This window comes from Dyadobacter pollutisoli (assembly GCF_026625565.1).
Classification (GTDB): domain Bacteria; phylum Bacteroidota; class Bacteroidia; order Cytophagales; family Spirosomataceae; genus Dyadobacter; species Dyadobacter pollutisoli.
In genome coordinates this window covers 4,327,657-4,353,296 of record NZ_CP112998.1, presented here as the reverse complement: position 1 = coordinate 4,353,296, position 25,640 = coordinate 4,327,657, and the positions used below count along the sequence as shown (strand labels likewise).

General features: G+C 44.5%; 20 protein-coding genes. 11 read left to right on the top strand and 9 right to left on the bottom strand.

The features are described from left to right. Positions 1-32: 32 nt before the first annotated feature. Together ON006_RS17815 and ON006_RS17810 are read right to left on the bottom strand one after the other, a co-directional pair. Positions 33-2,474 (bottom strand): TonB-dependent receptor, encoded by a 2,442-nt coding sequence (locus tag ON006_RS17815; protein WP_244820726.1) that lies wholly within the window; start codon positions 2,472-2,474, stop codon positions 33-35. Between the two features lie 301 nt (positions 2,475-2,775). Continuing rightward, on the bottom strand, positions 2,776-2,967 hold the full coding sequence (locus ON006_RS17810; protein WP_244820725.1) for a cold-shock protein: 192 nt from the start codon (positions 2,965-2,967) through the stop codon (positions 2,776-2,778). Between the two features lie 180 nt (positions 2,968-3,147). Between ON006_RS17810 and guaA the strand changes: the two genes are divergently transcribed. After that, complete coding sequence (gene guaA / locus ON006_RS17805; protein WP_244820724.1) at positions 3,148-4,677, top strand: glutamine-hydrolyzing GMP synthase; 1,530 nt, start codon at positions 3,148-3,150, stop codon at positions 4,675-4,677. 64 nt (positions 4,678-4,741) lie between these two features. Here the strand turns inward: guaA and ON006_RS17800 are convergent, their stop codons facing one another. After that, positions 4,742-4,906: a DUF1328 family protein gene (locus ON006_RS17800; protein WP_026628251.1), complete on the bottom strand. Its 165-nt coding sequence runs from the start codon at positions 4,904-4,906 to the stop codon at positions 4,742-4,744. 248 nt (positions 4,907-5,154) lie between these two features. On the opposite strand from ON006_RS17800, the gene ON006_RS17795 reads away from it, so the two are divergent. After that, on the top strand, positions 5,155-7,011 hold the full coding sequence (locus tag ON006_RS17795; protein WP_244820723.1) for a M1 family metallopeptidase: 1,857 nt from the start codon (positions 5,155-5,157) through the stop codon (positions 7,009-7,011). On the opposite strand, the gene ON006_RS17790 is transcribed toward ON006_RS17795, so the two are convergent. From ON006_RS17790 to ON006_RS17780, 3 genes are all read right to left on the bottom strand, one after another. Beyond that, positions 7,012-9,579 (bottom strand): DUF5686 and carboxypeptidase regulatory-like domain-containing protein, encoded by a 2,568-nt coding sequence (locus ON006_RS17790; protein WP_244820722.1) that lies wholly within the window; start codon positions 9,577-9,579, stop codon positions 7,012-7,014. Positions 9,580-9,748: 169 nt separating this feature from the next. After that, positions 9,749-10,456: a DsbA family oxidoreductase gene (locus tag ON006_RS17785; protein WP_244820721.1), complete on the bottom strand. Its 708-nt coding sequence runs from the start codon at positions 10,454-10,456 to the stop codon at positions 9,749-9,751. A gap of 26 nt (positions 10,457-10,482) precedes the next feature. Then, complete coding sequence (locus ON006_RS17780) at positions 10,483-11,115, bottom strand: NAD(P)H-dependent oxidoreductase (RefSeq protein WP_244820720.1); 633 nt, start codon at positions 11,113-11,115, stop codon at positions 10,483-10,485. Between the two features lie 108 nt (positions 11,116-11,223). Here ON006_RS17780 and ON006_RS17775 point away from each other — a divergent pair, with 108 nt between their 5' ends. Next, the gene (locus tag ON006_RS17775) at positions 11,224-11,631 is read left to right on the top strand and encodes a winged helix-turn-helix transcriptional regulator (protein WP_244820719.1); all 408 of its coding nucleotides are present in this window, start codon (positions 11,224-11,226) and stop codon (positions 11,629-11,631) included. Here ON006_RS17775 and asnB read toward each other — a convergent pair. Next, the gene (asnB, locus tag ON006_RS17770; RefSeq protein ID WP_244820718.1) at positions 11,576-13,486 is read right to left on the bottom strand and encodes an asparagine synthase (glutamine-hydrolyzing); all 1,911 of its coding nucleotides are present in this window, start codon (positions 13,484-13,486) and stop codon (positions 11,576-11,578) included. The genes ON006_RS17775 and asnB overlap by 56 nt on opposite strands. A 349-nt stretch (positions 13,487-13,835) precedes the next feature. Continuing rightward, positions 13,836-14,915: a class II fructose-bisphosphate aldolase gene (fbaA, locus tag ON006_RS17765; RefSeq protein WP_244820717.1), complete on the bottom strand. Its 1,080-nt coding sequence runs from the start codon at positions 14,913-14,915 to the stop codon at positions 13,836-13,838. A gap of 184 nt (positions 14,916-15,099) precedes the next feature. Here fbaA and ON006_RS17760 point away from each other — a divergent pair, with 184 nt between their 5' ends. The 8 genes from ON006_RS17760 (at position 15,100) to ON006_RS17725 (ending at position 24,730) form a co-directional block, all read left to right on the top strand. Then, entirely contained in the window at positions 15,100-15,345 is a 246-nt protein-coding gene (locus tag ON006_RS17760) for a hypothetical protein (RefSeq protein WP_244820716.1), read from the top strand. Continuing rightward, positions 15,342-16,547 (top strand): hemolysin family protein, encoded by a 1,206-nt coding sequence (locus ON006_RS17755; protein ID WP_244820715.1) that lies wholly within the window; start codon positions 15,342-15,344, stop codon positions 16,545-16,547. The genes ON006_RS17760 and ON006_RS17755 overlap by 4 nt, the downstream gene beginning before the upstream one ends. Positions 16,548-16,569: 22 nt before the next feature. After that, positions 16,570-17,481 (top strand): class A beta-lactamase, subclass A2, encoded by a 912-nt coding sequence (gene bla / locus ON006_RS17750; protein WP_255772899.1) that lies wholly within the window; start codon positions 16,570-16,572, stop codon positions 17,479-17,481. A gap of 43 nt (positions 17,482-17,524) precedes the next feature. After that, complete coding sequence (locus ON006_RS17745) at positions 17,525-18,145, top strand: ABC transporter ATP-binding protein (protein WP_244820713.1); 621 nt, start codon at positions 17,525-17,527, stop codon at positions 18,143-18,145. 20 nt (positions 18,146-18,165) lie between these two features. Next, the gene (locus ON006_RS17740; protein ID WP_244820712.1) at positions 18,166-21,627 is read left to right on the top strand and encodes a DUF7948 domain-containing protein; all 3,462 of its coding nucleotides are present in this window, start codon (positions 18,166-18,168) and stop codon (positions 21,625-21,627) included. Between the two features lie 13 nt (positions 21,628-21,640). Further along, a complete protein-coding gene (locus tag ON006_RS17735) occupies positions 21,641-22,072 on the top strand; it encodes a hypothetical protein (RefSeq protein WP_244820711.1) in 432 nt (143 codons plus the stop codon). A gap of 361 nt (positions 22,073-22,433) precedes the next feature. Next, on the top strand, positions 22,434-22,877 hold the full coding sequence (locus ON006_RS17730) for a DUF4920 domain-containing protein (protein ID WP_244820710.1): 444 nt from the start codon (positions 22,434-22,436) through the stop codon (positions 22,875-22,877). 71 nt (positions 22,878-22,948) lie between these two features. Then, positions 22,949-24,730, top strand: coding sequence for an SGNH/GDSL hydrolase family protein (locus ON006_RS17725; RefSeq protein ID WP_244820709.1), 1,782 nt, complete (start codon positions 22,949-22,951; stop codon positions 24,728-24,730). A 10-nt stretch (positions 24,731-24,740) separates the two neighbouring features. Here ON006_RS17725 and ON006_RS17720 read toward each other — a convergent pair whose 3' ends face one another. Beyond that, complete coding sequence (locus ON006_RS17720; protein WP_244820708.1) at positions 24,741-25,634, bottom strand: 1,4-dihydroxy-2-naphthoate polyprenyltransferase; 894 nt, start codon at positions 25,632-25,634, stop codon at positions 24,741-24,743. Positions 25,635-25,640 lie beyond the last annotated feature (6 nt).

Here is a 25,640-nt window from a genome sequence, read left to right as displayed (position 1 = left end):
GAATATCGGCCACGTTTGGCCGGGATTCCAACCTAACTACCGCCGTTGGCACGTTTCTGAAGATCATCAGAACCGGTATTGCGCTGGCGGGCACCCTTAACATTTTGATTTCCAAAATTGTATGTAAATGTCAGTCTGAACTGGCGGCTTGGCCATTGAGATTTGACACTGAAATCAATGTCTTTGTAAATTGCTTTTCCACGGAACCTGTTGGTCCAGAAAATGTCGTTTACATTCAGGCGTATTGTTCCTTTCTTATTCAGGATGGTTTTTTGAAGTCCTGCATTCAACATTCCCATCGGTTTCGCAGCATATAAACCGTAAAACGCTCTGCTATTGTACCATCCCGAAATTTCTCCCGACCAAGTTTTGGAGATGGTGAACTGGTTGCTTGCATACATATTCCATGAAGCCTGCTTGATTTCCAGTTTTTCTTCGAGGTAAATCGAGTTGTAGTGGTTGTACACTCCGGTGAAATTGGTTTGTACATTCCACCACTTGGCGATTTTGATCGGGAATGAGATAGTAAGGCTCACATTATCCTGATTATCCAGGTTGTCGGATGTTACAAATGTTTTATTTTCAGAGGCGATCTGTTGTGGCAATTCGTCGGCGATCATATCCTTGATCCGGCTGTATGCCAATGTGGTGTTCAGGAAATTTTTGTAAACGTGTACGAGCTGAAATGAGTTGGTATACTGTGGTTTAAGGTTCGGATTTCCTTTTTGGAATGTATATGGATCCAGATAAAATTCGAATGGGTTCAATGACTGATAGTTCGGGCGATCGATCCGGCGGCTGTACGACAGGTTGATCACGTTGTTGGTATCCAGCTGATTGGACAGGAATACGCTAGGGAAAAGGTTGACATAATTCCGGTCGCGTTTCTGGTTCAATGTTACCGAGTTACCGATCGAATGTGTGTGCTCGCCGCGGACACCAATCTGGTATTTCACTTTTTTGGAAATGCTGCCGCTGTAATTGATATAAGCCGCATTCACATTTTCAGTGTATTTAAATCGGTTAGAGCGGGTCGGATCCAGTACCCATTCATCGGTTTTGGTTTCAAAAACCATGTCATTGTCCGAGGTAACATAACTTGCTTTCAAGCCGGTCTCCATTTTGCCTTTCCACAATGGCTGCGTGTAGTCCAGTTTTGCTACCCCGATGTTGATGTCAGAAGGCATGTTGTTTCTTACATTCTCGGGATTTCCGTCAACTGAGCCGTCCGGTTTGAAGTAGTTGGTATTTAAATTACTGTTCTTCTTGCCACCATAATTAACATAGTCTACATCGAAAGTAAGCTCCTTGCCTTTATCGTCGAACTGATGTTTAAAATTGGCATTGGTACTGATGTTGGTCATTTTGCCGCCATTGAAAACATTGGTACGGAATGTTCTCTGAAGGCTTAGGTCTTCATTTAAAATGCGGGTATTGGTTTGCCCGAACGGGTTGCTCCAGTCATTAAAGAATCCTGATACGAGTACCCCCACCGTAGTTTTGTCCGTTGCAAAATAGTCCAGCCCGGCTCTTACATTATAATACTGCGATTCGTTGGTCCGCTCCGTTTTCTGATCGAAAATGGTTACTTTATTTTCGTACGGGATCTTCCGGTAAATGTCATTATTGTTGAAGCCTTTGTTATAAAATGCGCCTCCATTGATGAATGTACTGATCTTACCGGCCCGGTGATTGATCGTCGCAGTGGCATTGGCCCGGCCATATTTTGCCCAGGCACCACCCAGGTTAACATTCCCGTTGGTCCCGTAATTTTTATTACGTTTCATCTTAATGTTGATGATCCCGGAATTACCGGCGGCGTCATATTTGGCCGAAGGGTTGGTGATCAGTTCTATTTTTTCAATGTTGTCGCTGGGCGTGTTACGCAGGAGGGTGATCAGCTCTTGTTGGGAGAGAAATGTTTGTTTACCATCAATCTGGACGATAACGCCTTCTTTTCCGCGAAGTTTGAGTTGCTCGTTTTGTTGATCCACGGTAACGCCGGGCGCTCTTTCCAGTACTTCAAGGGCAGTAGCACCAGCGGAAACAATGCTGTTTTCAACATTAACAACCGTGCGGTCAATCTGTTGTTCAATGAAAGGCTTCTTAGCTACAACGGTTACCTCATTGAGAGATTGGATGTCTGTTTTGAGCGCGACGGTAGGTAGGTTCACCGCGTCATCGTTAACCTGAAAAGCCGCGCTGTAACTTTTTTGATATCCTACCATCGATACCAGCGTCATGTACTTGCCGGTTTGAACCTGGTCGAACAAAAACTTTCCATTCTCGTCAGCGGCGAGGCCTTTTACGAGTACAGAATCTTTGGCATTGAGAAGAAGCACGTTCACGAATGGGAACGGCTGTGACTTTTCATCGAGAATAGCGCCCGATACCTTTCCTTTTCCGGTAGTGACAGCGGGAGTTTGTGCAAACGCAAAACTTCCACTCAGTAGCAATGCTACAGTTAGGTTCATTAAAAATTTCATGGCTAATAGATTATGGTCAATGTACCGGAGGCATTTTTTCCTTATCGGTACATTGCAAAGATAAGTACTTTGTATAACATAGAACCTTAGATTACATAAATGGTTTCTCTGTTATATAAGTGGAAGCGTGTGTCTTTCTTTCGGCTTATAGATACAAAGGGAATAAAGAAAGTTGCACCAACGCGAAAAAAAAGTTTAAGTGGTAAAATAGTGGTGTGAATTGACGAAGGGCCAACAAAAAAGCCGCTTCGTGAGAAGCGGCTTTTCGAAATTCTATATTAAGTCCCGATCAGGCAAGCTTAACATTGATTGCGTTAAGGCCTTTACGTCCTTCCTGAAGGTCAAAAGTAACGTCATCATTTTCGCGAACTTCGTCAACCAGACCAGAGATGTGTACAAAATAGTCCTGTCCTGTTGTTGTGTCCTTAATAAACCCGTATCCCTTAGAGTCATTAAAGAATTTTACTGTTCCTTGATTCATATTAATTATATATTGAAAATTTAGGCAAAGATATGGGCAACTCGGCAGTTGTACAAATTAAACTTAGAAAAATTAAAATTATTAAGGTTTCTGTCCCGTCACTGTTCTCCCTGAAGATTGAAGTTCGTTTTTTGGTTTGGGTCAATCTCCCTACCTTTGCGTTTTAGATAGCATATATATATGACTGAACAAATTCTTATTTTAGATTTTGGCTCACAGTATACTCAATTAATCGCGCGACGCGTTCGTGAACTTAATGTTTATTGTGAAATCCACCCTTACAATAATTTCCCCGACCTCACTCCAAATATCAAAGGCGTCATTTTATCAGGAAGCCCCTGCTCCGTTCGCGATACTGATGCTCCCCGTGTTGATCTGGACCAATTTCGTAAAGTAGTGCCTTTATTGGGCGTTTGCTACGGAGCCCAGCTTTTGGCTCAGGAATTGGGAGGCGATGTGAAGCCTTCGCAACATCGTGAATATGGCCGCGCCCGTCTGGAAATAGATGATACTGATTCATCATTGCTCGCTGGTTTGTCGGAATCTTCTCAGGTATGGATGTCACACGGGGATACGATCGTACGTACTCCCGATAACTTTCATATCATTGCTTCTACCGAATCGGTAAAAGTTGCTGCATTCAAAATTGAAGACGAGCTGACTTACGGGATTCAGTTTCACCCGGAAGTGACGCATACCACAGAAGGTAAAAAGCTGATGCACAACTTTGTAGTCAATATTTGTGGCTGCAAGCAAGACTGGACAGCGGAATCTTTTGTTGAGCAAACAGTCAATCATTTACGTCAGAAATTAGGCAACGACCGTGTCGTAATGGCGTTGTCTGGCGGAGTGGATTCTACTGTTGCGGCTACATTGGTACACCAGGCGATCGGTTCTAATCTATACTGTATTTTCGTTGATAATGGATTGCTCCGTAAAGATGAGTTTGAAGAAGTACTTCTTTCTTATCAGGATATGGGGCTTAATATTAAAGGTGTTGATTCAAAATCGCATTTTTATAAGTCCCTGGCGGGTATCAGCGAGCCTGAGGCAAAACGGAAAGCGATCGGGAAATCATTTATCGATATTTTTGACCAGGAAGCACATTTAATTGAGGAAGTTAAATGGCTGGGTCAGGGTACGATTTACCCGGATGTGATTGAATCAGTGAGCATTAAAGGGCCTTCTGCAACAATCAAATCGCACCATAATGTAGGCGGGTTGCCTGACTTTATGAAGCTGAAAATCGTTGAGCCACTGAATACATTGTTCAAAGACGAGGTGAGGTCAGTAGGACGGACGTTAGGCATCGACGAGAAAATCCTAGGTCGCCATCCATTCCCTGGTCCGGGATTGGCGATCCGTATCCTGGGAGAGATTACTCCTGAAAAAGTAAGCATTTTACAGGAAGTAGACGCTATTTTTATCGGTGGTTTGAGAAAATGGAACCTATACAAAGACGTTTGGCAGGCTGGCGTAATGCTTCTGCCCGTACAAAGCGTAGGTGTAATGGGTGACGAAAGAACTTACGAAAGTGTGGTCGCACTCAGAGCAGTAACGTCAGTTGACGGTATGACTGCCGACTGGGCGCATTTACCATACGAGTTTTTGGCAGAAGTTTCGAACGACATTATCAACAAAGTGAAGGGTGTCAACAGAGTCGTGTATGACATTTCTTCCAAGCCACCTGCGACCATTGAATGGGAATAAGGGGTTAAAAGAGAAAAGCGGACCTAAATCCGCTTTTCTCTTTTATAATGATCTTGCAAGTGCGTCAGGATCGCCCGACTCCGCGGCTAATCAAACTCAATACAAACAGCACCAGGAAAACAAAGAAAAGTATCTTAGCAATTCCTGCTGCTCCCGCAGCTATCCCGCCGAATCCAAGTACGCCGGCAATAATAGCTACAATCAGAAATATTACGGTCCATCTAAGCATAATTGACAAATGTTAAGGTTCTTTTTAACTTATTATAATGAACCAGCTACCAATTATGTGCCAAAAGCCGATCTGTAATAAAACCCCAATATAAAGCTGAAAAAGGGCTTTTGAAGTAGACTATGCCGGTTTTGTGGGGAGAATGATGCCCAAATTATAGATCAAATCCATTTTTAGGTTAAGACTTTAAAGCCAGCCAAGTCTGGCAACACCGTTGTTTTACATTTTAACCCATTATATAAATTAGAATGAAATTTAAACTGATAGCGCTCTTGCTGACCGTTACGGTCCTACAAGTATCAGCACAAAGCGACCGCTGGCAGCAGCGGGTGAAGTACCAGATGAATGTGGAGTTTGACGCGGACAAGCATCAGTATAAAGGAACTCAAAAACTGGTTTACACCAATAATTCCCCGGACACGCTGCACAAAGTGTTTTACCATTTGTATCTGAACGCATTCCAGCCGGGGAGCCAGATGGACGTTCGTTCGAGAAGCATCAGCGACCCGGACCCGCGGGTGAAAGACCGTATTTCCAAATTGTCTCCCACGGAAATTGGCTATGAAAAAATCATTTCCCTCAAACACAACGGCAAATCCCTGAAATATCAGGTTGTCGGTACCATTCTCGAAGTGACACTGAATGAGAAGATCCTTCCCAAATCCCAGCACACATTTGACATGGAGTTTGAAGCACAGGTTCCAATCCAGATCAGAAGGATGGGAAGGAATAATAACGAGGGCATTGATTATTCGATGGGGCAGTGGTATCCCAAAATGTGCGAGTATGATTACGAAGGCTGGCATTCCAATCCATATATAGGTAGGGAATTTTATGGGATCTGGGGCGATTTTGATGTAAAGATCACATTGGACGCGTCATATGTCGTGGCAGCGACCGGTTATCTTCAAAATCCGGACAAAATAGGACACGGATACACGGAAAAAGAAGTGAAACACAAGCCGGGGGAGAAGCTTACCTGGCATTTTATCGCGCCGGAAGTGCACGATTTCATGTGGGCGGCGGACCGCGATTACAAGCATGACATTGTCAAAGTGGATGATAGCCTGGACCTGCATTTTTTCTACCAGACAGACACATTGGCTCATGTATGGAAAGAAATGGAGCCTCTTGCAGTGCGAAGTTTCAAGAGTATGAACGAGAAATTCGGCCGGTATCCTTACAAGCAATATTCCATTATTCAAGGCGGTGATGGTGGGATGGAATATCCAATGGCTACGCTCATTTCCGGTCGTCAAAATTTAGGAGGTCTTGTTAGTGTAGCGGTGCATGAGTCTATCCATAGCTGGTTCCAAATGTTGCTGGGAACAAACGAATCGAAATATTCATGGATGGATGAAGGGTTCACTACCTATGCGCAAAACATCGTGATGGCCGAGCTGTTTCCATCCAGAACTGATCCGCAGCGTAGCAGCACGACAAGCTATCGTAATCTTGTGAAATCCGGGCTGGAAGAACCGCTTACCACCCATGCCGATCATTTCAATACAAACAAGGCATACAGCGTGGGCAGTTATTCCAAAGGAGCGGTATTCCTGAACCAGCTGGGCTACATTATCGGGAAAGACAAACTTTCCGTCGGAATGAAGCGCTATTTTAATGAATGGAAATTCAAGCATCCTAATCCGACAGATCTCAAAAGGATCATGGAAAAGGAATCAGGACTGGAACTGGACTGGTATTGGGAGGATTTTATCGGTACCACCAAAACCATTGACTATGGCGTGAAGGAAGTGTTTTCGAACGGTGGTAAAACGGAAGTTGTGCTGGAAAGAATTGGCCAAATGCCTATGCCGCTTGACGTAGTGGTAAGTTACAGAAACGGTACCCAGGAGAATTTTTACATTCCGTTGGAAATCATGCGGGGCGAAAAAGAAGAAAAATTGTACTCCAAAACTACCTTGATGCCGGACTGGGGCTGGACTTATCCCCAGTACTCATTCACTATTGATAAGAACCCGGCCGATATCGAGGCTATCGTGATAGACCCAAGCCGGAGAATGGCAGACATTGACCCTGATAACAATGTTTACCCTGTTATAATTAAAGAAGTTCCTCGGTTTAAGGCCGTAAAAACGAAGTAATTATCTTCCGAATTTGATGGAAGTGCCAAAGCGCCAACCCATGCCTTTGAAATGACTGCCGTGGAACTGTGCAACTGCTTCCAGCCGGATTACCCTGAGGATGTTATCGATGCCATATACAGCCTCAGTGTAATTCCGGATCGAAGGAACCCGGAGATAATGTAGCTGCAGCGTCTCCGACAAGCCTGTTACCCGCAGTGCCTGAATGCGTGTGAGAGCAAAACGTTGGAGCGTCCAGGTCGCATGGGCCTGAAAAAACCATGACGCTGTGCTATAACGATAATATGGCAGCATCCGGAACTGATCGGGCGGGTACGTGTATTGAAAAAAGAATTCATTGCCCATGAAGTGGCGATAGTCCGGAAAGTACATTTGTTTTTTACTCAAAAAGCTGCCTCCATTAACCAAATATTCCAGATTGCTTCTCGGCCCGAGGTTCAGGTCCTGGCGGATCGTTGCCTGCAGGCGCGAATAATCCACATCACCCGCGAAACCCATTCCGCGGTTATAGTTTACACTGAATGATGGCCCTTTGCTACGGATATATCTTTTCTCGCCGTTTCGGATCAGGTAGCGTCTCCACGGGCGTAGTGTTGCCGTCAGGTCTAGCAATAATGCATTGTGCTCAGGAAAGCCGGTGTCAGCCAACTCCCTGCTTATAGGCCGGTTGGGTGTGAAGCTGTATCGTCTCCAGAAAAAGATCGGCTTGGCGCTTTCCTGATTAAATAATTCTTCCCGGTGCTGAAATTCAAGACTGGTATTGAAACTAAGAATATCGGCGACATTCCTGATCGAATGCTCCACTTTTGCATACTGCTTTTGATAAAGCTTCATGAAGTTCCGGTCAAAAAATCGGGCTGCCATGCTATTGGGTAATGGTTGAATAGGGTCATTGTTATTGAACTGGCTGGCCATTTCGCCACCCTGCAGCATCAGGTTCCATTTATGGTTACCAATATTGGTTTCCAGGTTGCCATATACCCTTTTTCTTCCTGCCGAATACCGGATCAATGGACGAACGCTGAAAAAGTGAGACTTACCCCATCGTTTTTGCCATTCCGTGATCAGGTTGATAGCATTACCTTCTACGGTGTTGTAACTAACAGATAGTAAGGGGCTTTTGAAATAAAATGTGTTACGTTTTCCCAGCGAATAGGTGTTACCCGTAATCAGGTGCTGCGTTTTGAAATAAATAGAATCAGGTTTGGACTTGATTTTCAAAGAATCCTTGATCACTTTAATGCTGTCCTGCAGTACATAACTCGAAACTTCGGACTTAGTAAGTGGAATGGGACGCAGGGCCTGCCAGTAGGTGGTATCCCTTTTATTGGCCATGGAGTCGATCACAATGGAATCCTGCCTCACCAGCCTGTCGCTGCCGCTTTCCATTTTTCGCTCTTTTTTCTGGTCTTTTTCGTACTCCTTGGTCAGTTTCCTGAAATTTTTTGTAGAAAACTCTTTCTGATCTTTAATGAGGTTTTCGAGATCTTTTTTACGGGTTTTTTCTTTGGCAATGTCATCCTTTTTGTGGTCGTTGATCACGATATCTTCTTTGAGATTCGGGTCAATATCGAGTTTTTCGTAGGTCAGTGATACCAGGTAACGGAATTCACCGGCGAAGCCCAGGTAGCTGCCATTGATCCTGAATTGCTGATTGACAGGTATCCACACATTTTGTACCGGACTGAATATCTGTTTCGCCGAAATGTTTAACCCACTCGTTGTAGTCTGAAGATCGTAACTATGGATTGCCCAGCGATCTTCCAGAATGAAGAGGCTGCCTTTGAAAACCCCCTCGCCGTAGGCCTTTGGTATTACCTTTATTTTATTGACCAACTGCCCCTGATCCTCAAAATAGCCCTCATACTCAAATTTGTAATAGGCCAGCGCTTTGGGAGACAGCGGCGAGATAGTACCCGCAATTTCGGGACTATACAAACTGGCGAGAATGTATTCGTTCGGTGATGGAATGCTGTTATCAAGACTATTCCGGGTAGAAACTATGCGCTGGCTGTAACTGTTCGGTCGGCGGTACTTTATCTCCGCCACACTTTCATTAATGATGGCTTTTCCTTCCTGGATGCCTTCCTTTTTTAGTCTTCTTTCAACGAGATAGGGGATTTTGGTAGGCAATGCAGTACTTCTGGAGTATACTTTTGCGGTGTAACCGCGCAACTGCAACTGATGAAAACGAGCTTTGGCAATGGCCCGGCGCATAATGCTGTATGCGGGATCTTCCTTTCCTTTGCCAACGGTTGCTTCCTGAAGATTAAGGGCTTGCTCTTCGAGCGTAACGTTCAGTTCCTGAAAATCGCCGGTGACTGTAATTTTACGTGACACACTTTTGAAACCGAGATACTGAAAAATGATCTCGTAACTTCCGGCAGCCAGGCTGAACTCATACTCGCCGTCTTCATTGGCCATTGTTCCGTTACTTGTTCCTTTTACTGCAATGCCAGCATATGGTAATGCTTCTCCTTGTTTGGTAGTGATACGTCCCTTGATCCCTCCGGCCATGGAACAAAGCCGGAGGCCGACAAAAAGTATCAGAAACAAGGTAAAGCGCATAGAGGTTTTGGTCAGTTATTGCAATAAGCACAAATTAGCCGAAATTACTGATTCGTCTTTTTATGATTACATATATAACCGTACCAGTGATGCACTTTGAACCTGGCAAACAAAAACGGAGTATCCCTTTGGTAGGCATACTCCGTTTTACTAATGCTCAGGGTTTGTGTTAATTACATTCGCCGTCTGTCGTGCAGGTATCTCCTTCTGCAAATGTGACCAATGGCTCGGGGTTCGCTTTTTGCCATTCCCCAAATGACTGTTCCAATGCTCCCAGAAATGTTTCGGGTTGCTGTGCACCTGAAACTGCATATTTACGGTCAAGCACAAAGAAGGGAACTCCTCTTGCACCTACTTGCTGCGCTTCATATATGTCTTTTCTTACCTCATCGCTGAAACGGGTACCTTCCAGCACTTTCTTCAATTCCTCTGCATCCAGCCCGATTTCACCGCCGAGCTCCACTAACGTAGCCAGGTTAGAAGTGTCTTTCCCATCTGTGAAATATGCTTTGAAGAGCTGCTCTTCGACAGCGTCACCCAGTCCTTTGGTTTTAGCGAATTGTACGAAACGGTGGGCGTCAAATGAATTAGCTACCACTGCTTTGTCCATATTATATTCCAGGCCTACCTCCCTGGCGAGACCGGTAACATGGTCATTCATCTGTTGGGCGTAGTCGGGAGTCCAGCCTTTTACTTCTGCCAGATATTCATTAATGCTTTTTCCGGGCTCCGTTTTCATTTGCGGGTTCAGCTGAAAACTTTTCCATTCCACCTGAATTTTGTCTTTCTGAGGGAATTGGTCCAAAGCTTTTTCAAATTTCCGCTTGCCTATGTAGCAAAACGGGCACATTACGTCACTCCATATTTCAATTTTCATGTCCAAATCGGTTTTTTAGATTAACATTACACGTTAATGAAAAATTCTTCATGTGGCCTTCTGACCTTCTTAGCCTTCACGTATGGATCTTTTTCATTGTCACGGTAGCCTAATGTCATAATCACTACGCTTTTTAACCCTTTCTCTTTAAGACCAAGAATCTCATCCAATGCAGCAGCATTGAAACCTTCCATCGGCGTGGCGTCGATTTGTTCAGTCGCAGCTGCGACCAATGCGTGGCCAAGGCCGATATAAGCTTGTCTGGCTGCCCATTGAAAATTCACTTCTTCCGATCTGCTCAAAATTCCACCCGAAATACTGGTATGGAAGGCCGAAAGCGAATCGACAGTTACGCCACGTGTTGTCGCGATCAGATTCATATACTTATCCAGACTTTCAACGGTAACTTTTTCCCAGGCCGCAAATACCAGCAAATGAGATGATTCCAGGATCTGAGGCTGGTTGTTGGCTATTTTATGGATTTTTTCTTTAACCTCCTTTTTATCAATGACCAGGACATTGTATGGCTGCATTCCCGCGGATGAAGGGGCTAGTTTGATGGCTTCCAGGATGTTATCCAATTTGTCTTGAGGTACTACTTCTCCGGTCATTCTTTTGGCGGCGTAGCGCCAGTTTAATTTCTCTATCAGCTCACTCATGATCGCTTCTTTTTTGTATTCAATTACTAAACGGTCACAAAGTTACGATAATTTACTATACATTTGTAAGTAGTATACAAAAGGATAGTGACATTTAAAATGATAGCCATGGAAAAGACAGAAGAAAGGAAACACACATTGGGTGAGTGCACCAAGAGCATTTTGCCGGTAAGGGACGCGTTGGAAGTATTAAGCGGCAAATGGAAGCTGCCGATCATTATATCATTGATGTTTGGCAATAAACGGTTTTCACAGATCGCCAAAGAAGTACCGGGTATCACCGACAAAATGCTCTCCAAAGAGCTCAGGGATCTTGAATCCAACGATCTGGTCAAGCGCAGAGTTTACGACTCTATCCCGGTGGTCGTAGAATACAACCTGACCGAATACGGCCACTCGCTGAAAGTGGTGATAGAAGTACTAAGGAACTGGGGGCAAGCGCATCGGGAGAGGATTATGACTAATCCATCCATTTCTCATACCACATCTGAAACATCAGCAGGTACCATATCTTGAGTGCGTATTCCTTTTTACCGGAAAAAAAACTTTCTTTTAGTTTCTGCACAACATTCGGGTTGAAAATACCCTGACCGACTATTTTGTTATCGCTTAAGTAATAGCAAACCTGTTTTCTTAAATCGGTACTTAACCAATTTTCAATGGGTATTTGAAAACCCATTTTCGGGCGATCCATCAATTTTTTGGGAATATGCTGGTGAACGATTTCTTTCAGTATATACTTTTTTACACCATTATTGTACTTATAGTGATCGGGTAACTGGGAGGCCCATTCGATAATGCGGTGGTCGGTAAAAGGCTCACGACTTTCCAGGCTGTACGCCATGGATGCCCTGTCTACCTTTTGCAGGACGTCATCCAATAGAAAAGTTTGAAAGTCTATGGCCATCATATAAGCCAATGGAGTATAGAATTCTTCGGACAGATCATTGTTTAAATAAGCTGTTTCAAGCGATTTGATGTTAATGTTTTTGTTTAATAATGCTCTGATTTCTTTTTCATCAAATTGCTGGTTGAGACTTAACATTATATTTTTCGCGGATGGATCCTTTAACAATGATTTGAGTTTCTCATACCGGTTATGAAAATTATATTGATTTCTCATCACAGGTATGTGATCTGCCGCGATGACGCCCATCATTCCTGAAATCTGTTTTCTTACAAAATCCGGAATTCGATTAAGGGTTTTACCATGCTTCATGATATAGCCGTACCTGCTATAACCTGCAAATACTTCGTCGCCCGCATCTGCACTTAAAGCCACGGTAACTTCATCAGCAGTCATTTTGCATAAAAGCATCGTCGGAATAGCACTTTGATCACCAAATGGTTCGTCATAGTGATACGGCAACTCGGAAATTAATTCAAGGACTTCTTTTCGGGTACAGTTATATTCATGATGTTCCGTTCCGATATAATTGGCAATATTTTTAGCATATTCAGATTCATTCAAGCCAATATCCGGCACGCCAATGGTAAACGTTTTTAGTTTTTCAGTGCGATCTTTTTGTAAAATAGCTGTGAGGCATGTGCTATCATAGCCACCGCTCAAAAATACTCCCACCGGAACGTCCGAAACCATTCGGTATTCAAATGCTGATTTTAGTATTTTCTGTGTCTCGGTCTTAGCTTCTTCAAATGAAATGTCCAGCTTGGGTTTGTTATAAGTGTCGTAAACATCCCAGTATTTATGCATGTCGAACATTCTATCGCTGACATTGAATTTTAGAAAATGCCCGGGGCGTAACTTATAGGTATAATTGAAGATGCAGTGCGGCGTAGGTACGTTACCATATTGCATAAACGCAGCCACGGAATTAAAATTGATCTCCTTTTTAAAATCCGGGTGTTTGTGAAATGCCTTTAATTCCGAGGCAAATAAGAAAAGGCCGTCATGCCAATAATAGTAGAATGGCTTAATTCCAGCCCTGTCCCTTACACAATATATTACCCCGGTTTTGGTATCGTAGATTACAAAAGCAAACATGCCAACGAATTTGTCGACGCAGGAAATTCCCCATTTTGAGAAGGCATGTAATATTACCTCCGTGTCGGAATTGCCGATAAAATGATGTCCGTCAGCAATAAGCTCTTTTTTGATCTCCAGATAGTTATAGAACTCCCCATTGAATGTAATCCATAGGTCACCAAACTGCATAGGCTGCTTTCCGGCATCTGACAGATCGATGACGGAAAGCCGCTGGTGCCCAATTCCTATTTGGGCACCTGCTGGATCAAATATTTGGTGTCCGGACGCATCTGGCCCTCTGTGGCGTAGTTCGTTGGTAATACTAATTAAAATTTCTTTTGATGAACCCTGGTTGTAATCTATAAATCCTGCGATCCCACACATATTGACCGATTAATATTAAATTGTTAATAACACTTTTAAGAGGGAGTTTCCCTTTCGGGATGATCGATCAATGGGACTGAAATTAGTATAACCTTTCCATTTCAAATATTGCTTTGATTGAATTTGGCTATCTGCAAACGGTATCAGTCGGGAGACACTGTTTTTGGTATTTTCGTTGCAAGTTATTAGACAGAAATGGGATACTTAGCAGGAAAGGTGAGTTCATTGTGCCACCAGGTGACATTATTTATTAAAAGGTAAAATAATCCAGAGAAGCGGGACGGTCAATACACAAAAAAAAGCAGCTCTTTCGGAGCTGCTTTTTACTATATTATTAACATTCAAAAAATTATCCGAGCTGGTTAATGCAGTTCAAATCTTCGAATGCCAGTTTCAAACGTTGGATCATGCTTTCTTCTCCTTTACGCAACCATACACGTGGATCGTAATATTTTTTGTTTGGAGAATCTGCACCTTCAGGGTTACCCAATTGTGATTGCAGATATCCTTCTTTTTCTTTGTAATATTTCAAAATACCTTCCCAGGTTGACCATTGCATATCAGTATCAATGTTCATTTTGATCGCTCCGTACTCGATAGCCTCGCGGATTTCTTCGCGTGACGAACCTGATCCTCCGTGGAATACGAAGTTAACCGGTAGCTCAGCAGTATCGAATTTTTCCTGGATGAAGTTCTGTGAGTTGCGAAGGATTTTCGGCTCTAATTTCACGTTACCTGGCTTGTAAACACCATGAACGTTTCCGAAAGCTGCTGCAATCGTGAAGTTTGGAGAGATTTTCAACAACTCTTCGTAAGCATAAGCGACTTCCTCTGGCTGAGTATATAGTTTCGAGCTATCCACGTCGCTGTTATCAACGCCGTCTTCTTCTCCGCCTGTTACACCCAGTTCAATTTCAAGCGTCATGCCGATTTTTGCCATTCTTTCGAAGTATTTGGCAGAAATTTCGATATTTTCTTCAATTGGTTCTTCTGACAAATCCAGCATGTGAGAGCTGTACAATGGCTTGCCATACTGATCAAAATAACGCTCACCTGCATCCAGAAGACCGTCGATCCATGGAAGCAATTTCTTAGCGCAGTGGTCAGTGTGCAGGATTACGGGAATTCCGTAAAGTGCTGCCATCTGGTGTACGTGCATCGCACCTGAGATACCGCCAGCGATAGCTGCCTGCTGGTTCGCATTGGATAGGCTCTTTCCTGCATAAAATATAGCACCGCCATTCGAAAACTGAATGATAACGGGGCTGTTCACCGCTTTGGCAGTTTCCAGTACTGCATTCACTGAGTTGGTTCCTACCACGTTAACCGCCGGGAGGGCATAGTTATTTTCGTTGGCATGGCGGAAAATTTCGCTAACTCCGTCACCGGTAACAACTCCGGGCGCAAAGCGTTTTGTGGTCTCGCTCATAGTAATAAAGAATATTTTTTCAAGAATTAATTTTACAATTCAGATATAAAAAATGAACTGTGTGGCAATCTCTGCAAGTTAGCCATTTTACAGAAAAAGGCGGAAATATGTATGGTATATTATGCTTATTGACGAAGATTTATCCTTGTATAATCGTTTTAACACAATCTGTGTATCTTTGAAAATGATTAAAAATTCCAAACTTTCCAGGACCATTCAACTGGCGCTTGCCTTTGGTTTTTTTGCAGTATGGGTGCTGGAATTCAGGCGTGCCGGGCTTTTTGAAAGTTACTGGTTATTACTATTGAGTATTTCCTGCCTGCTTGTCTTCCAGCTCAACAGATTAAAAGCAGCTAACGAGGCCAAAACGAAGGAGGAGGGGACACTGAAAATACATCAAACAAAAGCCCGTAAAGCCGCGAAAAAATGAACATGCTCCTACTGGGAACTACCATCGTGTTTTTTGTACTGGCCGGATATTATGGTGCAGTCCGATCGGTGCTGCTGGATGTTTCCATTGACAGATATTCGCTCCGGCACGAAAAATCGGATCAGGTTGTGCAGACACTCTACTGGCGCAGGGTACTCCGGATGATCCGTTTGCTGGCGGTTGCATTGGGTTGTTTTATGGGCGTGGCGACGATTTACGGCATGTTATCTGCCCAATCGGGCATTCAGGAAGGCTTGCTGGTTGCGCTGATGTTCATTGGCCTGGCGGTAACCTGGATGATTTCTTACAGTAGCTGGGTCAAAATCGGACGGAATTTCCCTGAGATTCTGGACCTGAAAACATTTCCTGTAAGGTTTGCCGAATGGTTTATAACACCCCTGTACTGGCTCGTTGAACCATTTGTAAAAGAAAATATATTGTCTCCCTCGCTCCGTGACGACGCTGTTTCAGCCGACGATCCGGATTTTGATGATCACAGCATTGAAGAAAGAATGTTTATCAATGCACTGGATTTTAAAGACTTGCGTATCCGTGATTGTATGATACCGAGGACCGAAATTTCGGCGGTGAATGTGAATGCAAGTATTGAAGACCTGCGGACCGCATTCCTGACCTCGGGACATTCCAAGATCATTGTTCATAAAGAGTCTGTAGATGAAGTACTGGGTTATTGCCATGCATTGTCGCTTTTTAAAAAACCGAAAGAGATCAGCAACATCATTACGCCTATTCTGATCGTACCTGAAGCAATGCCCGCAAATGATTTGATGTTACGCTTTTTGGAAGAAAAAAGAAGTCTGGCTCTCGTCGTTGATGAATTTGGCGGTACCTCGGGTCTCGTCAGTGTGGAGGACGTGGTGGAGCAGATATTTGGTGAAATTCAGGATGAATATGACTCCACCGAAGACTGGACGGAAAGGCAGCTGGATGATCACAGTTATATACTCAGCGCCCGTCATGAGCTCGACTACCTGAACGAAAAGTATGGCTGGGAGCTTCCGGAAGGTGATTACGATACATTGGCCGGTATGCTGATCCATTACTACGGCGACTTGCCGGACGTCAATGAGACGGTCAGTATCCCTCCGTTTTCATTCCAGGTAGTGTCGATGCAGGATACCCGTATTGAACTCGTGAGGCTTACTATTGAAGAAAAGGAGAAGAAAAACAGTAAAGAATAAACCATTTCAGCCGAAAAAATTAATGAACCAACGCGTGCCAGTGAAAGCCTTATCAGTTAGCAGCCTGTTATTTTCAATTCTGTTCAGCACTTCTGTATTTGCACAAAATGCAGCGCTCAAAACAAAACTCGAAACCATTTCGAAAGGAATCGACGGAAAGGTAGGAGTGGCAGTAATGGATCTCAAAAGTCGCGAAACACTGATCCTGAATGAAAAACACAAATTTCCGATGCAGAGCGTTTTCAAATTTCCGCTCGCGATGGCTGTTCTGGACCTGGTTGATAAAAAGAAGCTAAGTCTTGATCAAAAAGTACACATTACCAAAAAGGATTATTTCGCAAAGACACATAGTCCAATGCGAGATAAATATCCGGACGGCGAAGTAGACGTAACCGTCGGCGAGCTGCTGGCATATTCCGTCTCAACGAGCGATAACATTGCATGTGACATTTTGTTCAGACTGGCGGGTGGTACGAAGGCGGTCAATGATTACGTGCACGGATCGGGTGTGAAAAACATCGCGATCGTCGCCAATGAAGAAGAAATGCATTCAGGCTGGGAGCCCCAGTATAAAAATTGGTGCGAGCCGGGCGCAATGCTTCAGTTGCTGGATATCTTTTATCAGGGCAAAAAGCTATCAAAAACGAGCACCGATTTTCTTTGGAAAATTCTCATCGACGGACCGACGGGCTTAAAACGCATTAAAGGAGAATTGCCGACAAATATCACCGTAGCACACAAAACCGGCACATCCGGCGCGAACGAGCACGGGATGATGGGCGGCCTGAATGATGTGGGGATTATGAAATTACCAAATGGGAAGAACATTGCAATCGTAGTGTACATTTCAGACACGCATGCTAAAAGTGAAGAAGCGGAGCTCGTGATCGCGAAAACAGCCAAAGCAGTGGCGGATCATTATTCAACGAAGTAATGTATTTATTTACAGGTGCTTCCTCATTCAAAGCTTAAGACAGGTGCGAATAACAGTTGAAAATATAGGAAAGAAGTTTGTCAGGGAATGGATTATCCGGAATGCCAGTTTTGAGCTTTTGGCTGGGCAGCAATATACTTTTGTGGGGCCTAATGGTAGCGGAAAATCAACTTTACTGCAATTATTGACGGGTATTATCCCGGTTACAGAAGGTACAATTCGATATCGGGATCATGCGGGAAAGGAAATTGAAGAGGATCGCTGGTACAAACACATTGTGATCGCGGCACCTTACCTGGAACTGATTGAGGAGTTTACATTGCGGGAGCTTATTGAATTTCACAGTAAATTCAAGCCGTTCAAGAATGGCATGTCATTCAGTGATTTTGAGGATTTTGTACAGTTGGCACACGCTAGTGGCAAAACGATCCGTCATTTTTCTTCTGGCATGAAACAAAGGGTTAAGCTCGGGCTGGCTTTTTTGTCCGATGTCCCCATTATTTTTCTGGACGAACCCACGACGAACCTGGATGTTCAGGGGATCAACTGGTACCTGGAACGTGTTACGGATTATACTCAAAATCAGCTTGTTTTACTGGGTTCTAATGTAAAACAGGAATATGAATTTTGTGAAAATATCATTTCGGTTTCTGCGTTCAAATAGAAACACAAGAAGTACTGGCTATGCAGAAAACTTTACGGTCCATTGCGGTATTGTTCCTGATTTTTCTCTGTGCAGCCGGTAAATCACTGGCGGGCGGAATGTATTTTATCGAAAACCATGGCCAGTGGGACAAAGACATTCTCTACCGCGCCGAAATCCCCGGTGGATTTCTCTTTCTCAAAAACCAATCCCTCGTTTACGTTTTATATGATGCGTCAAAAGTAATGGCGCGCCACGGGAAAGGAACTTCGGTTTCTGCTGAGGCGAAAGAGTCGGTAATGGCGAATGATCTCATTGCCGCGCATGGTGTGGAAGTAATGTTCCAAAACGCCATTGCAAATGTCACGCATACGTCGAAACGTGAAATTGAGACGAAATTCAGCTACTTTTTAGGTAAAGAGGAGGCGAAATGGGCTGGTGGTGTAAAAGGTTTTGAGGAAATCCTTTACGAAAATTTATACGATAAGATTGATCTCCGCATTTATCTTAATCAGTTCAAACTCAAATACGAATTCATAGTAAAGCCCGGTGGCGATCCGACGCAGATTAAGCTAAAATATAATGGTGCTGAGAAGGTTTCACTGAATGAAACGGGGCAGGTTGTCATCAAAACTTCTGTTGGGCAATTCAAGGAGGCTGAGCCTTACTCTTTTCAACAGGTCAATTCGAAAACTGTTGATATCTCTTCAAAATTTACATTAACAGCCGATAATACTGCTCAGTTTGCCCTTCCAAAAGGCTATAACAACCGGGAAACGCTGGTTATTGACCCGGAACTTATTTTCTCCACGTACTCAGGTTCGACGGCGGATAACTGGGGGCATACCGCAACGTATGATGATGAAGGTAACCTCTATTCGGGAGGGACGGTTTTTGGTACCAATTTCCCTGTCACCGTCGGCGCATTTCAAACCAAATTTGAAGGACTGGTCGACGTTTCGATCATGAAATTCACGCCCGACGGCAGCCAGCTCATTTACGCCACATTTTTGGGAGGGAATAATACGGATCTTCCGAGCAGCCTGATCGTTAGCTCGAAGAAAGAGCTGCTGATCCTTGGTACTACATCGTCTAAAAACTTCCCGACCCGTACGACCGGTTTTCAGACCGTTTTTGGCGGTGGTACCCGCGTCATACCTATTTCCGGACTGGACCTGCCCAATGGAAGCGATTTGTTTATATCCAAATTGAGTGCCGACGGCAAGCAATTGACGGCTTCTACATTTGTGGGTGGCAATGGCAATGATGGTGTCAGTAACACCGATGAAGTGATCATTAAAAATTATGGGGATAGTTTCAGAGGAGAAATTGGCGTCGATAAAGACGATAATGTGCTCGTTGTTTCCTCCACGAACTCAGCCAATTTTCCTTTAAAAAACGCTGTGCAAGCCAAATTACTCGGCGCTCAGGATGGTGTGATCATGAAACTGTCGGCGGGTCTGAACAGCTTGTTGTGGAGTACTTATGTAGGCGGGGAAAAATGGGATGCGGCTTACTCGCTGAAGCTATCGTCGACGGGCGAAATCTATATCACCGGTATTTCTCAAAGTAGTACGCTCCCGACCAGCGCGTCGGCATATCAGGCGAGCCTTAAAGGTTCGGAAGATGCATTTGTAGCAAGATATGCCAATGACAAATTGGTAGGAATGACCTACCTGGGCACGGATAAGCAGGAAGGCGCTTACCTGCTTGACCTCGATCAGGCGAGTAATGTATATGTGTACGGACTCACGAACGGGGCTTATCCGGTTACCGAGGACACTTATCAGAATGCCAAAAGCGGTCAGTTTATTCATGCGCTCGATGCTGCATTGACCAAAACCATTTTTTCTACAGTCATAGGTTCCGGCCGCGGCACATCTGATATTTCGCCGACGGCCTTTCTGGTAAGCGAATGCGGTAACATTTATATCGCTGGATGGGGTGGTAATGTCAATACCGGTACTGGGAATAATGTTGCCAGCAGCACATTTAATCTGGTAGTTACCGACGATGCGATTCAGCCGACGACCAATGGCAACAATTTTTACATTGCCATTCTGGAACAAAATGCAAAGTCGCTTTTGTATGCCACATTTTTTGGAAGCAGCAGCCGAAATGGAAACATTCAGGGAGACCACGTCGATGGAGGTACCAGCCGGTTCGATAAAAACGGGACGATCTACCATGCCACCTGTGCCTGCGGAGGCAGTCATTTCCCGGTAACTCCCCAAGCCTGGTCCAAAACCAACAATAGTGAGAACTGTAACAACGCAGCATTCAAAATTGACATTGATCGCCTGAAAGCAGATTTTGATGTGTACTCCGGTAGTAATAAAAATGTTCTGAGAGGTTGCGCACCATTGTCATTGTCGTTTGTGAACACCAGCGAAGGCGGTATTGACTACATCTGGGAGGTTAGCGGCAGCACGATTTCCCGCGAGGAAGACCAGGCGGAATATATTTTTACAAAACCGGGCGAATACACCGTTACCTTAAAGGCATATAACCGTCTAAGTTGTAAAAGGATAGATGTAGCCCAAAAGAAAATCATTGTGGAAACACTGAATGCGAAGATTACCGGAGATACGACCGTTTGTGAAAATACACTTGTAAAGCTCTCGGCATCAGGAGGTACTATATATAAATGGACTCCTGTAACCGGCCTGGATAATGCAACGAGTGCTACTCCGAATGTCAAGGTCAAGGAAACGACCGAGTATTCGGTGGAGATCAGTAATGCCAGCGGATGTAAGGTCACCGAAAAAGTAAAAGTGGCTGTGGAGAAAAAGACAGACTTTGTGGATATGCCGGACACTGAGGTTTGCCAGGGAGCTACTGTCGTACTGACGGTCTCAGGGGAAGCGCCACAATACCGTTGGCTGCCGACCACCGGACTCGCCGAAACCATCGGAAAGTCAGTAACAGTAAAACCAACCCAAACAACTACCTACACGGTCGAGGGCCTATATACCGACGGCTGCCGGCCACTTAGAGAAATTACCGTGAAGGTGGATAATTCCTACGCTCCTGATTTTGAAATGGTGCAATCCGGCGGCGCGTGCAATGAACCATTTGGCTATTCTATGAAAAATAAAACCGTAAACGGGACGCGTTATGAGTGGGATTTGGGAACTGGAAATCCTGTCACGGATCCGGATGTGAAGGAGTACTCTTACAAAGTTCCGGGAAATTATACGATCACACTTACTGCATATAATGCTGCCGGTTGCTCATTATCTGCTTCAAAAATACTGACCGTGTCGCCTGCATTTACACTAACGAATGTGATTACGCCCAATGGAGACGGTAAAAATGATTCATTTATCGTACCGGTTTCGCCGTCCTCGCTGGAAATTTTTAATCGCTGGGGTAAATCTGTTTTTAAGTCGGCTGATTATAAAAATGACTGGGGAAAGGGAATTACGAATGGGACGTATTTCTATGTTGTGGACACGCCTCAGGGAAATCATTGCAAAGGATGGGTGGAGGTTTTGGAGTAACTAGTATTCAGTTATGGAAGTTCATTTTGAGATATTCATTGCATCTGGACGGTTCGGATCTCTGTCGGCCCGTTCTAGTTCTTCAGACATTAGACGTGCCTTTGGCGAACCAGATATATTCACTCCGGCTAGAAAGTCTTATCCAATGATGTTAGTATATGGAGATGTAGAATTCGTACTACGCAACGATCGTTTGACTTTTGCTGCTATTTCTTTATTAAAAAAAGTTCCATCTTTGCCACCGACGATGATCCTCCACGGTTCAGTAGGGGCTTCTGAGCGATGCGTAGACAAGGTAAAGGAGATGCTCGTGCGTCGTGGAATTTCCTGGACACTTGATGTGATTATGTCTGAAGAGGGAGCTCCTGTTTTTGTGACCGAGAAACGTGTGCACTTGGCATTCACGCAGAATATTCTACAACGTGTAGGTGCCGAGTACATTTGAATGTGCAGTCTGCGATGATCAGCACCTGAAGAGGATGGATGTTTAGTTTTTTACAGTAGGCAAAAGAGGTACCAATTTTATGCGGACACTAACGGCATGCATTTAGAATCAGTGTACTGAGCACCAAAACGACGAACTCTAGTAACAAATGATAATGGGACGTGTGTTTTAAAGACGTTTAAAATTTTTCTAAGAAACTAAATTTGGGGACAATGCATCTCGCTGAACAAGAATGCGTGTTTCAACCAAAAATAGATGGTGTAGAAGAAATGGCCGACGAACATGGGTTTACCGGGGTAAATTCAGGAGCTTATCGAAGTTTTTTGTCCTATTGATAACACATTTTTAAACGTTGAACATTATGAAAAAAAATATTTTAGTACTCCTGCTGATTTTGACAGTTTTTTTTGCCAAGGCCCAAGGTAATTTTGGTAAAGAAATAAATGAAAACAAGGCGATTGAGGCCAGCGCGCTTCCTGCTAAAATGGGGGACAAGACAGAAATGGCTGCAAAAGTGAGCGGTACTGTCGAGTCTGTTTGCCAGGTAAAAGGCTGCTGGATGCAAGTGAAGCTCGACAATGGAGAAACAATGCGGGTAGTGTTTAAAGATTACGCGTTTTTTGTTCCAAAAGACATTGCTGGTAAAACGGTAGTGTTTGAAGGAGAGGCTCAGAAAAAGACAGTTCCGGTGGAGCACTTGCAGCACTATGCGAAAGATGCGGGCCAGAGCAAAGAAGAAATAGCCAAAATTAAAGATCCGAAGGACGAACTGACATTTGTAGCGGAAGGCGTGATCGTGAAATAATCTGCCGATCCAAAGTAAGAAATATCCAGGTGGACACTTTTGTAGTGATACAGAGGTGTCCATTTTATTTTATGAAATTCAGAACCATTTACTTCCTTTTTGCGGCAGTCTGCTGCTCATTTATCTCACAGGCGCAATCCACCCAGTTCAAATGGTGGAATCCACAGACTGCTCAATTCCCGGTCATTGAAGGTCAAGCCTGGCCCAAGGAAGTGAAAAATCCATATGATCGGCTACCGGCCCGTGCCGAGAAGCAGGTAAGAGACCAGGTTTGGGGATTATCCAATCAGTCTGCCGGGTTAATGATCCGCTTCCGTGCTAATTCATCTGAAATCAAGGTCAGGTACATTGTGGGCGGCAAGCACGCGCTTCCTCATATGGCCGCGACAGGCGTGAGCGGGGTGGATTTATATGGAATTACTAGTGACGGAGCGTGGCGGTGGAGCGCGGGAAAGTATGCATTTGGTGACACCATTGTTTATCATTTCAAAAATCTCGAACCCAATGATGGTTACCATAAGCTGGGAAGGGAATACCGCCTTTTTCTGCCATTATATAATAGTGTAAAATGGATGGAAATCGGCACGCCAGAGGGAACAACACTCTCCCCGCTGGCAGTTAGACCTGACAAGCCGGTCGTTATTTACGGAACTTCGATCGCCCAGGGAGCCTGCGCTTCGCGACCGGGAATGGCGTGGACTGCGATTTTAGGCAGAAAACTCGATCATCCGCTCATTAACCTGGGCTTTTCGGGGAACGGACGTTTGGAAAAAGAAGTGGTGGATCTTATTTCGGAAATTGATGCCAAAATATACGTGCTCGATTGTCTTCCTAATCTCACGATCAGGCCCGATTCTAAATTGGAATTGACCATTGATGACGTCAAAAAGCGCGTAGTAAATACGGTTGTAACATTGCGGCAAAAGCATCCTGAGACGCCTATCGTCCTCGCTGAGCATGCTGGCTACACCGACGAGGACATTAATCCCCAGAGCAAACATTTTTACGTAGAAGTGAATGAGGCGTTGCGGGAAAGTTTCGGTCAGCTGAAAGCACAGGGGATCAATCATATTTGCCTCATTCCCAAAGCAGATTTTGGGCAGGACATTGAAACTACCGTCGATGGAACGCACCAGACCGATTTGGGGATGATGCGGTATGCAGAAGGCTACGAAAAGCATATCAGGGAAATCCTGCATGAGCCGAAAGGGATAGTTAGCACCACCCATCCCATTACGCAACTTAGGGAACTGAATAATTACGATTGGGAAAACAGGCATCGAGAGATACTGGATTTGAATAAAACGAATCCCCCTGCGACGGTGGTAATCGGTAACTCCATTACACATTTCTGGGGCGGATTGCCAAAAGGGCCAAGAGCTAATGGCGCGGATTCCTGGAACAGCACATTTGGTATGAATTCGAGGAACCTGGGCTATGGCTGGGACCGCATTGAAAATGTGCTTTGGAGGATCAACCATGGCGAAGTGGATGGTTTTTCAGCCAAACAGATCTTTGTAAATATCGGTACCAACAACCTGCACCTGAACACGGATGAAGAAATTGTGGAAGGTTGGAAACTGCTGATTGCCGCATTGAAATACCACCAGCCCAAGGCGCAAATCACGATGCTGGGCATTTACCCAAGGCGCCAGCAGGAGCAGCGGGTAGCGACATTGAACGAGAAACTGGTACAGCTTACAGGAGAGACAAATATCGGATTTGCGGATCCCGGCAAAGTATTCCTGCAAAAAGACGGAAAGATCGACGAATCACTCTTCTCCGACGGACTGCATCCCAATGCAAAAGGTTACGCTCTGCTGGGAGGCGCTATTAAAGCCTCAACGAAGTAAAATAGAATGGTTATAGAACAACCCCAATTCCAAACAGAATTACAAATAACAATGTCGAAAGCGCCATTTGTTTAAGATAAGGATCCAGCTCGCTTGCTTTGGTAAGTCTTGAAATAGCCAATCCATTTTTCACAAATAGTGGAAAACTAAACAGGAAAATCAGGCTTGTGTAACCTGAAAAATTTTGAAAGGTATAGACCGTTACACAAAGCATTCCGGTGATCAGGATTGCCCAGTGATAACGTACAGCCCTTTCGCGGCCCAGTCGTACCGGAATCGAGTTCTTGCCGGTGGCTTTGTCGGAATCAATGTCCCTGATGTTATTGATATTAAGCACACCCACTGCGAACAAGCCGCAGCTGGTTGCGGGTAAAAGCAAGCCCCAGTCCCAAATGTGGGTATGCAGGTAACTGCTGCCTAGTACTCCTACCCAGCCAAAAAAAATGAGTACCGACAGGTCGCCGAGGCCAACGTAGCCATATGGTCGTTTTCCGGCAGTATAAGTGATGGCAGCAATGATACAGGCTACCCCGATTCCCAGGAACACCCAGAATGTATTGGCAGGGGCGTCGCGTAGTGCGACAGTAAGCAATGTAACTCCTGATATTAATGCTAGAATTGAAAAAACAACGATGGCTTTCAGCATTACTGCTGCTGTAATATGACCTGAATGAACCGCCCGGCGTGGTCCCTCGCGTAAGTCTGTGTCTTTTCCGTTTACTGCGTCGCCATAGTCGTTGGCGAAGTTGGAAAGTACCTGTAATATAATGGTAGTCAATACGCTCAGTGCTGCAACAGCCCAGCTAAAATTACCAGTAGAGGCGGCCAAAAAGCAACCCATTAAAATGCATGACAGTGCGAGGGGCAATGTGCGGGGGCGTGCCGCTTCAATCCAGGGATTCATTACTTA

Coding starts and splice junctions, on each gene's coding strand:
- ON006_RS17810 (WP_244820725.1), bottom strand. CDS start 2,967: ATGAATCAAGGAACAGTAAAATTCTTTAATGACTCTAAGGGATACGGG.
- ON006_RS17740 (WP_244820712.1), top strand. CDS start 18,166: ATGCAGAAAACTTTACGGTCCATTGCGGTATTGTTCCTGATTTTTCTC.
- ON006_RS17780 (WP_244820720.1), bottom strand. CDS start 11,115: ATGAGTGAGCTGATAGAGAAATTAAACTGGCGCTACGCCGCCAAAAGA.
- ON006_RS17775 (WP_244820719.1), top strand. CDS start 11,224: ATGGAAAAGACAGAAGAAAGGAAACACACATTGGGTGAGTGCACCAAG.
- ON006_RS17800 (WP_026628251.1), bottom strand. CDS start 4,906: ATGCTTAGATGGACCGTAATATTTCTGATTGTAGCTATTATTGCCGGC.
- ON006_RS17720 (WP_244820708.1), bottom strand. CDS start 25,634: ATGAATCCCTGGATTGAAGCGGCACGCCCCCGCACATTGCCCCTCGCA.
- bla (WP_255772899.1), top strand. CDS start 16,570: ATGAACCAACGCGTGCCAGTGAAAGCCTTATCAGTTAGCAGCCTGTTA.
- ON006_RS17795 (WP_244820723.1), top strand. CDS start 5,155: ATGAAATTTAAACTGATAGCGCTCTTGCTGACCGTTACGGTCCTACAA.
- ON006_RS17755 (WP_244820715.1), top strand. CDS start 15,342: ATGAACATGCTCCTACTGGGAACTACCATCGTGTTTTTTGTACTGGCC.
- ON006_RS17790 (WP_244820722.1), bottom strand. CDS start 9,579: ATGCGCTTTACCTTGTTTCTGATACTTTTTGTCGGCCTCCGGCTTTGT.
- asnB (WP_244820718.1), bottom strand. CDS start 13,486: ATGTGTGGGATCGCAGGATTTATAGATTACAACCAGGGTTCATCAAAA.
- ON006_RS17785 (WP_244820721.1), bottom strand. CDS start 10,456: ATGAAAATTGAAATATGGAGTGACGTAATGTGCCCGTTTTGCTACATA.
- ON006_RS17730 (WP_244820710.1), top strand. CDS start 22,434: ATGAAAAAAAATATTTTAGTACTCCTGCTGATTTTGACAGTTTTTTTT.
- ON006_RS17815 (WP_244820726.1), bottom strand. CDS start 2,474: ATGAACCTAACTGTAGCATTGCTACTGAGTGGAAGTTTTGCGTTTGCA.
- ON006_RS17760 (WP_244820716.1), top strand. CDS start 15,100: ATGATTAAAAATTCCAAACTTTCCAGGACCATTCAACTGGCGCTTGCC.
- ON006_RS17725 (WP_244820709.1), top strand. CDS start 22,949: ATGAAATTCAGAACCATTTACTTCCTTTTTGCGGCAGTCTGCTGCTCA.
- fbaA (WP_244820717.1), bottom strand. CDS start 14,915: ATGAGCGAGACCACAAAACGCTTTGCGCCCGGAGTTGTTACCGGTGAC.
- ON006_RS17735 (WP_244820711.1), top strand. CDS start 21,641: ATGGAAGTTCATTTTGAGATATTCATTGCATCTGGACGGTTCGGATCT.
- guaA (WP_244820724.1), top strand. CDS start 3,148: ATGACTGAACAAATTCTTATTTTAGATTTTGGCTCACAGTATACTCAA.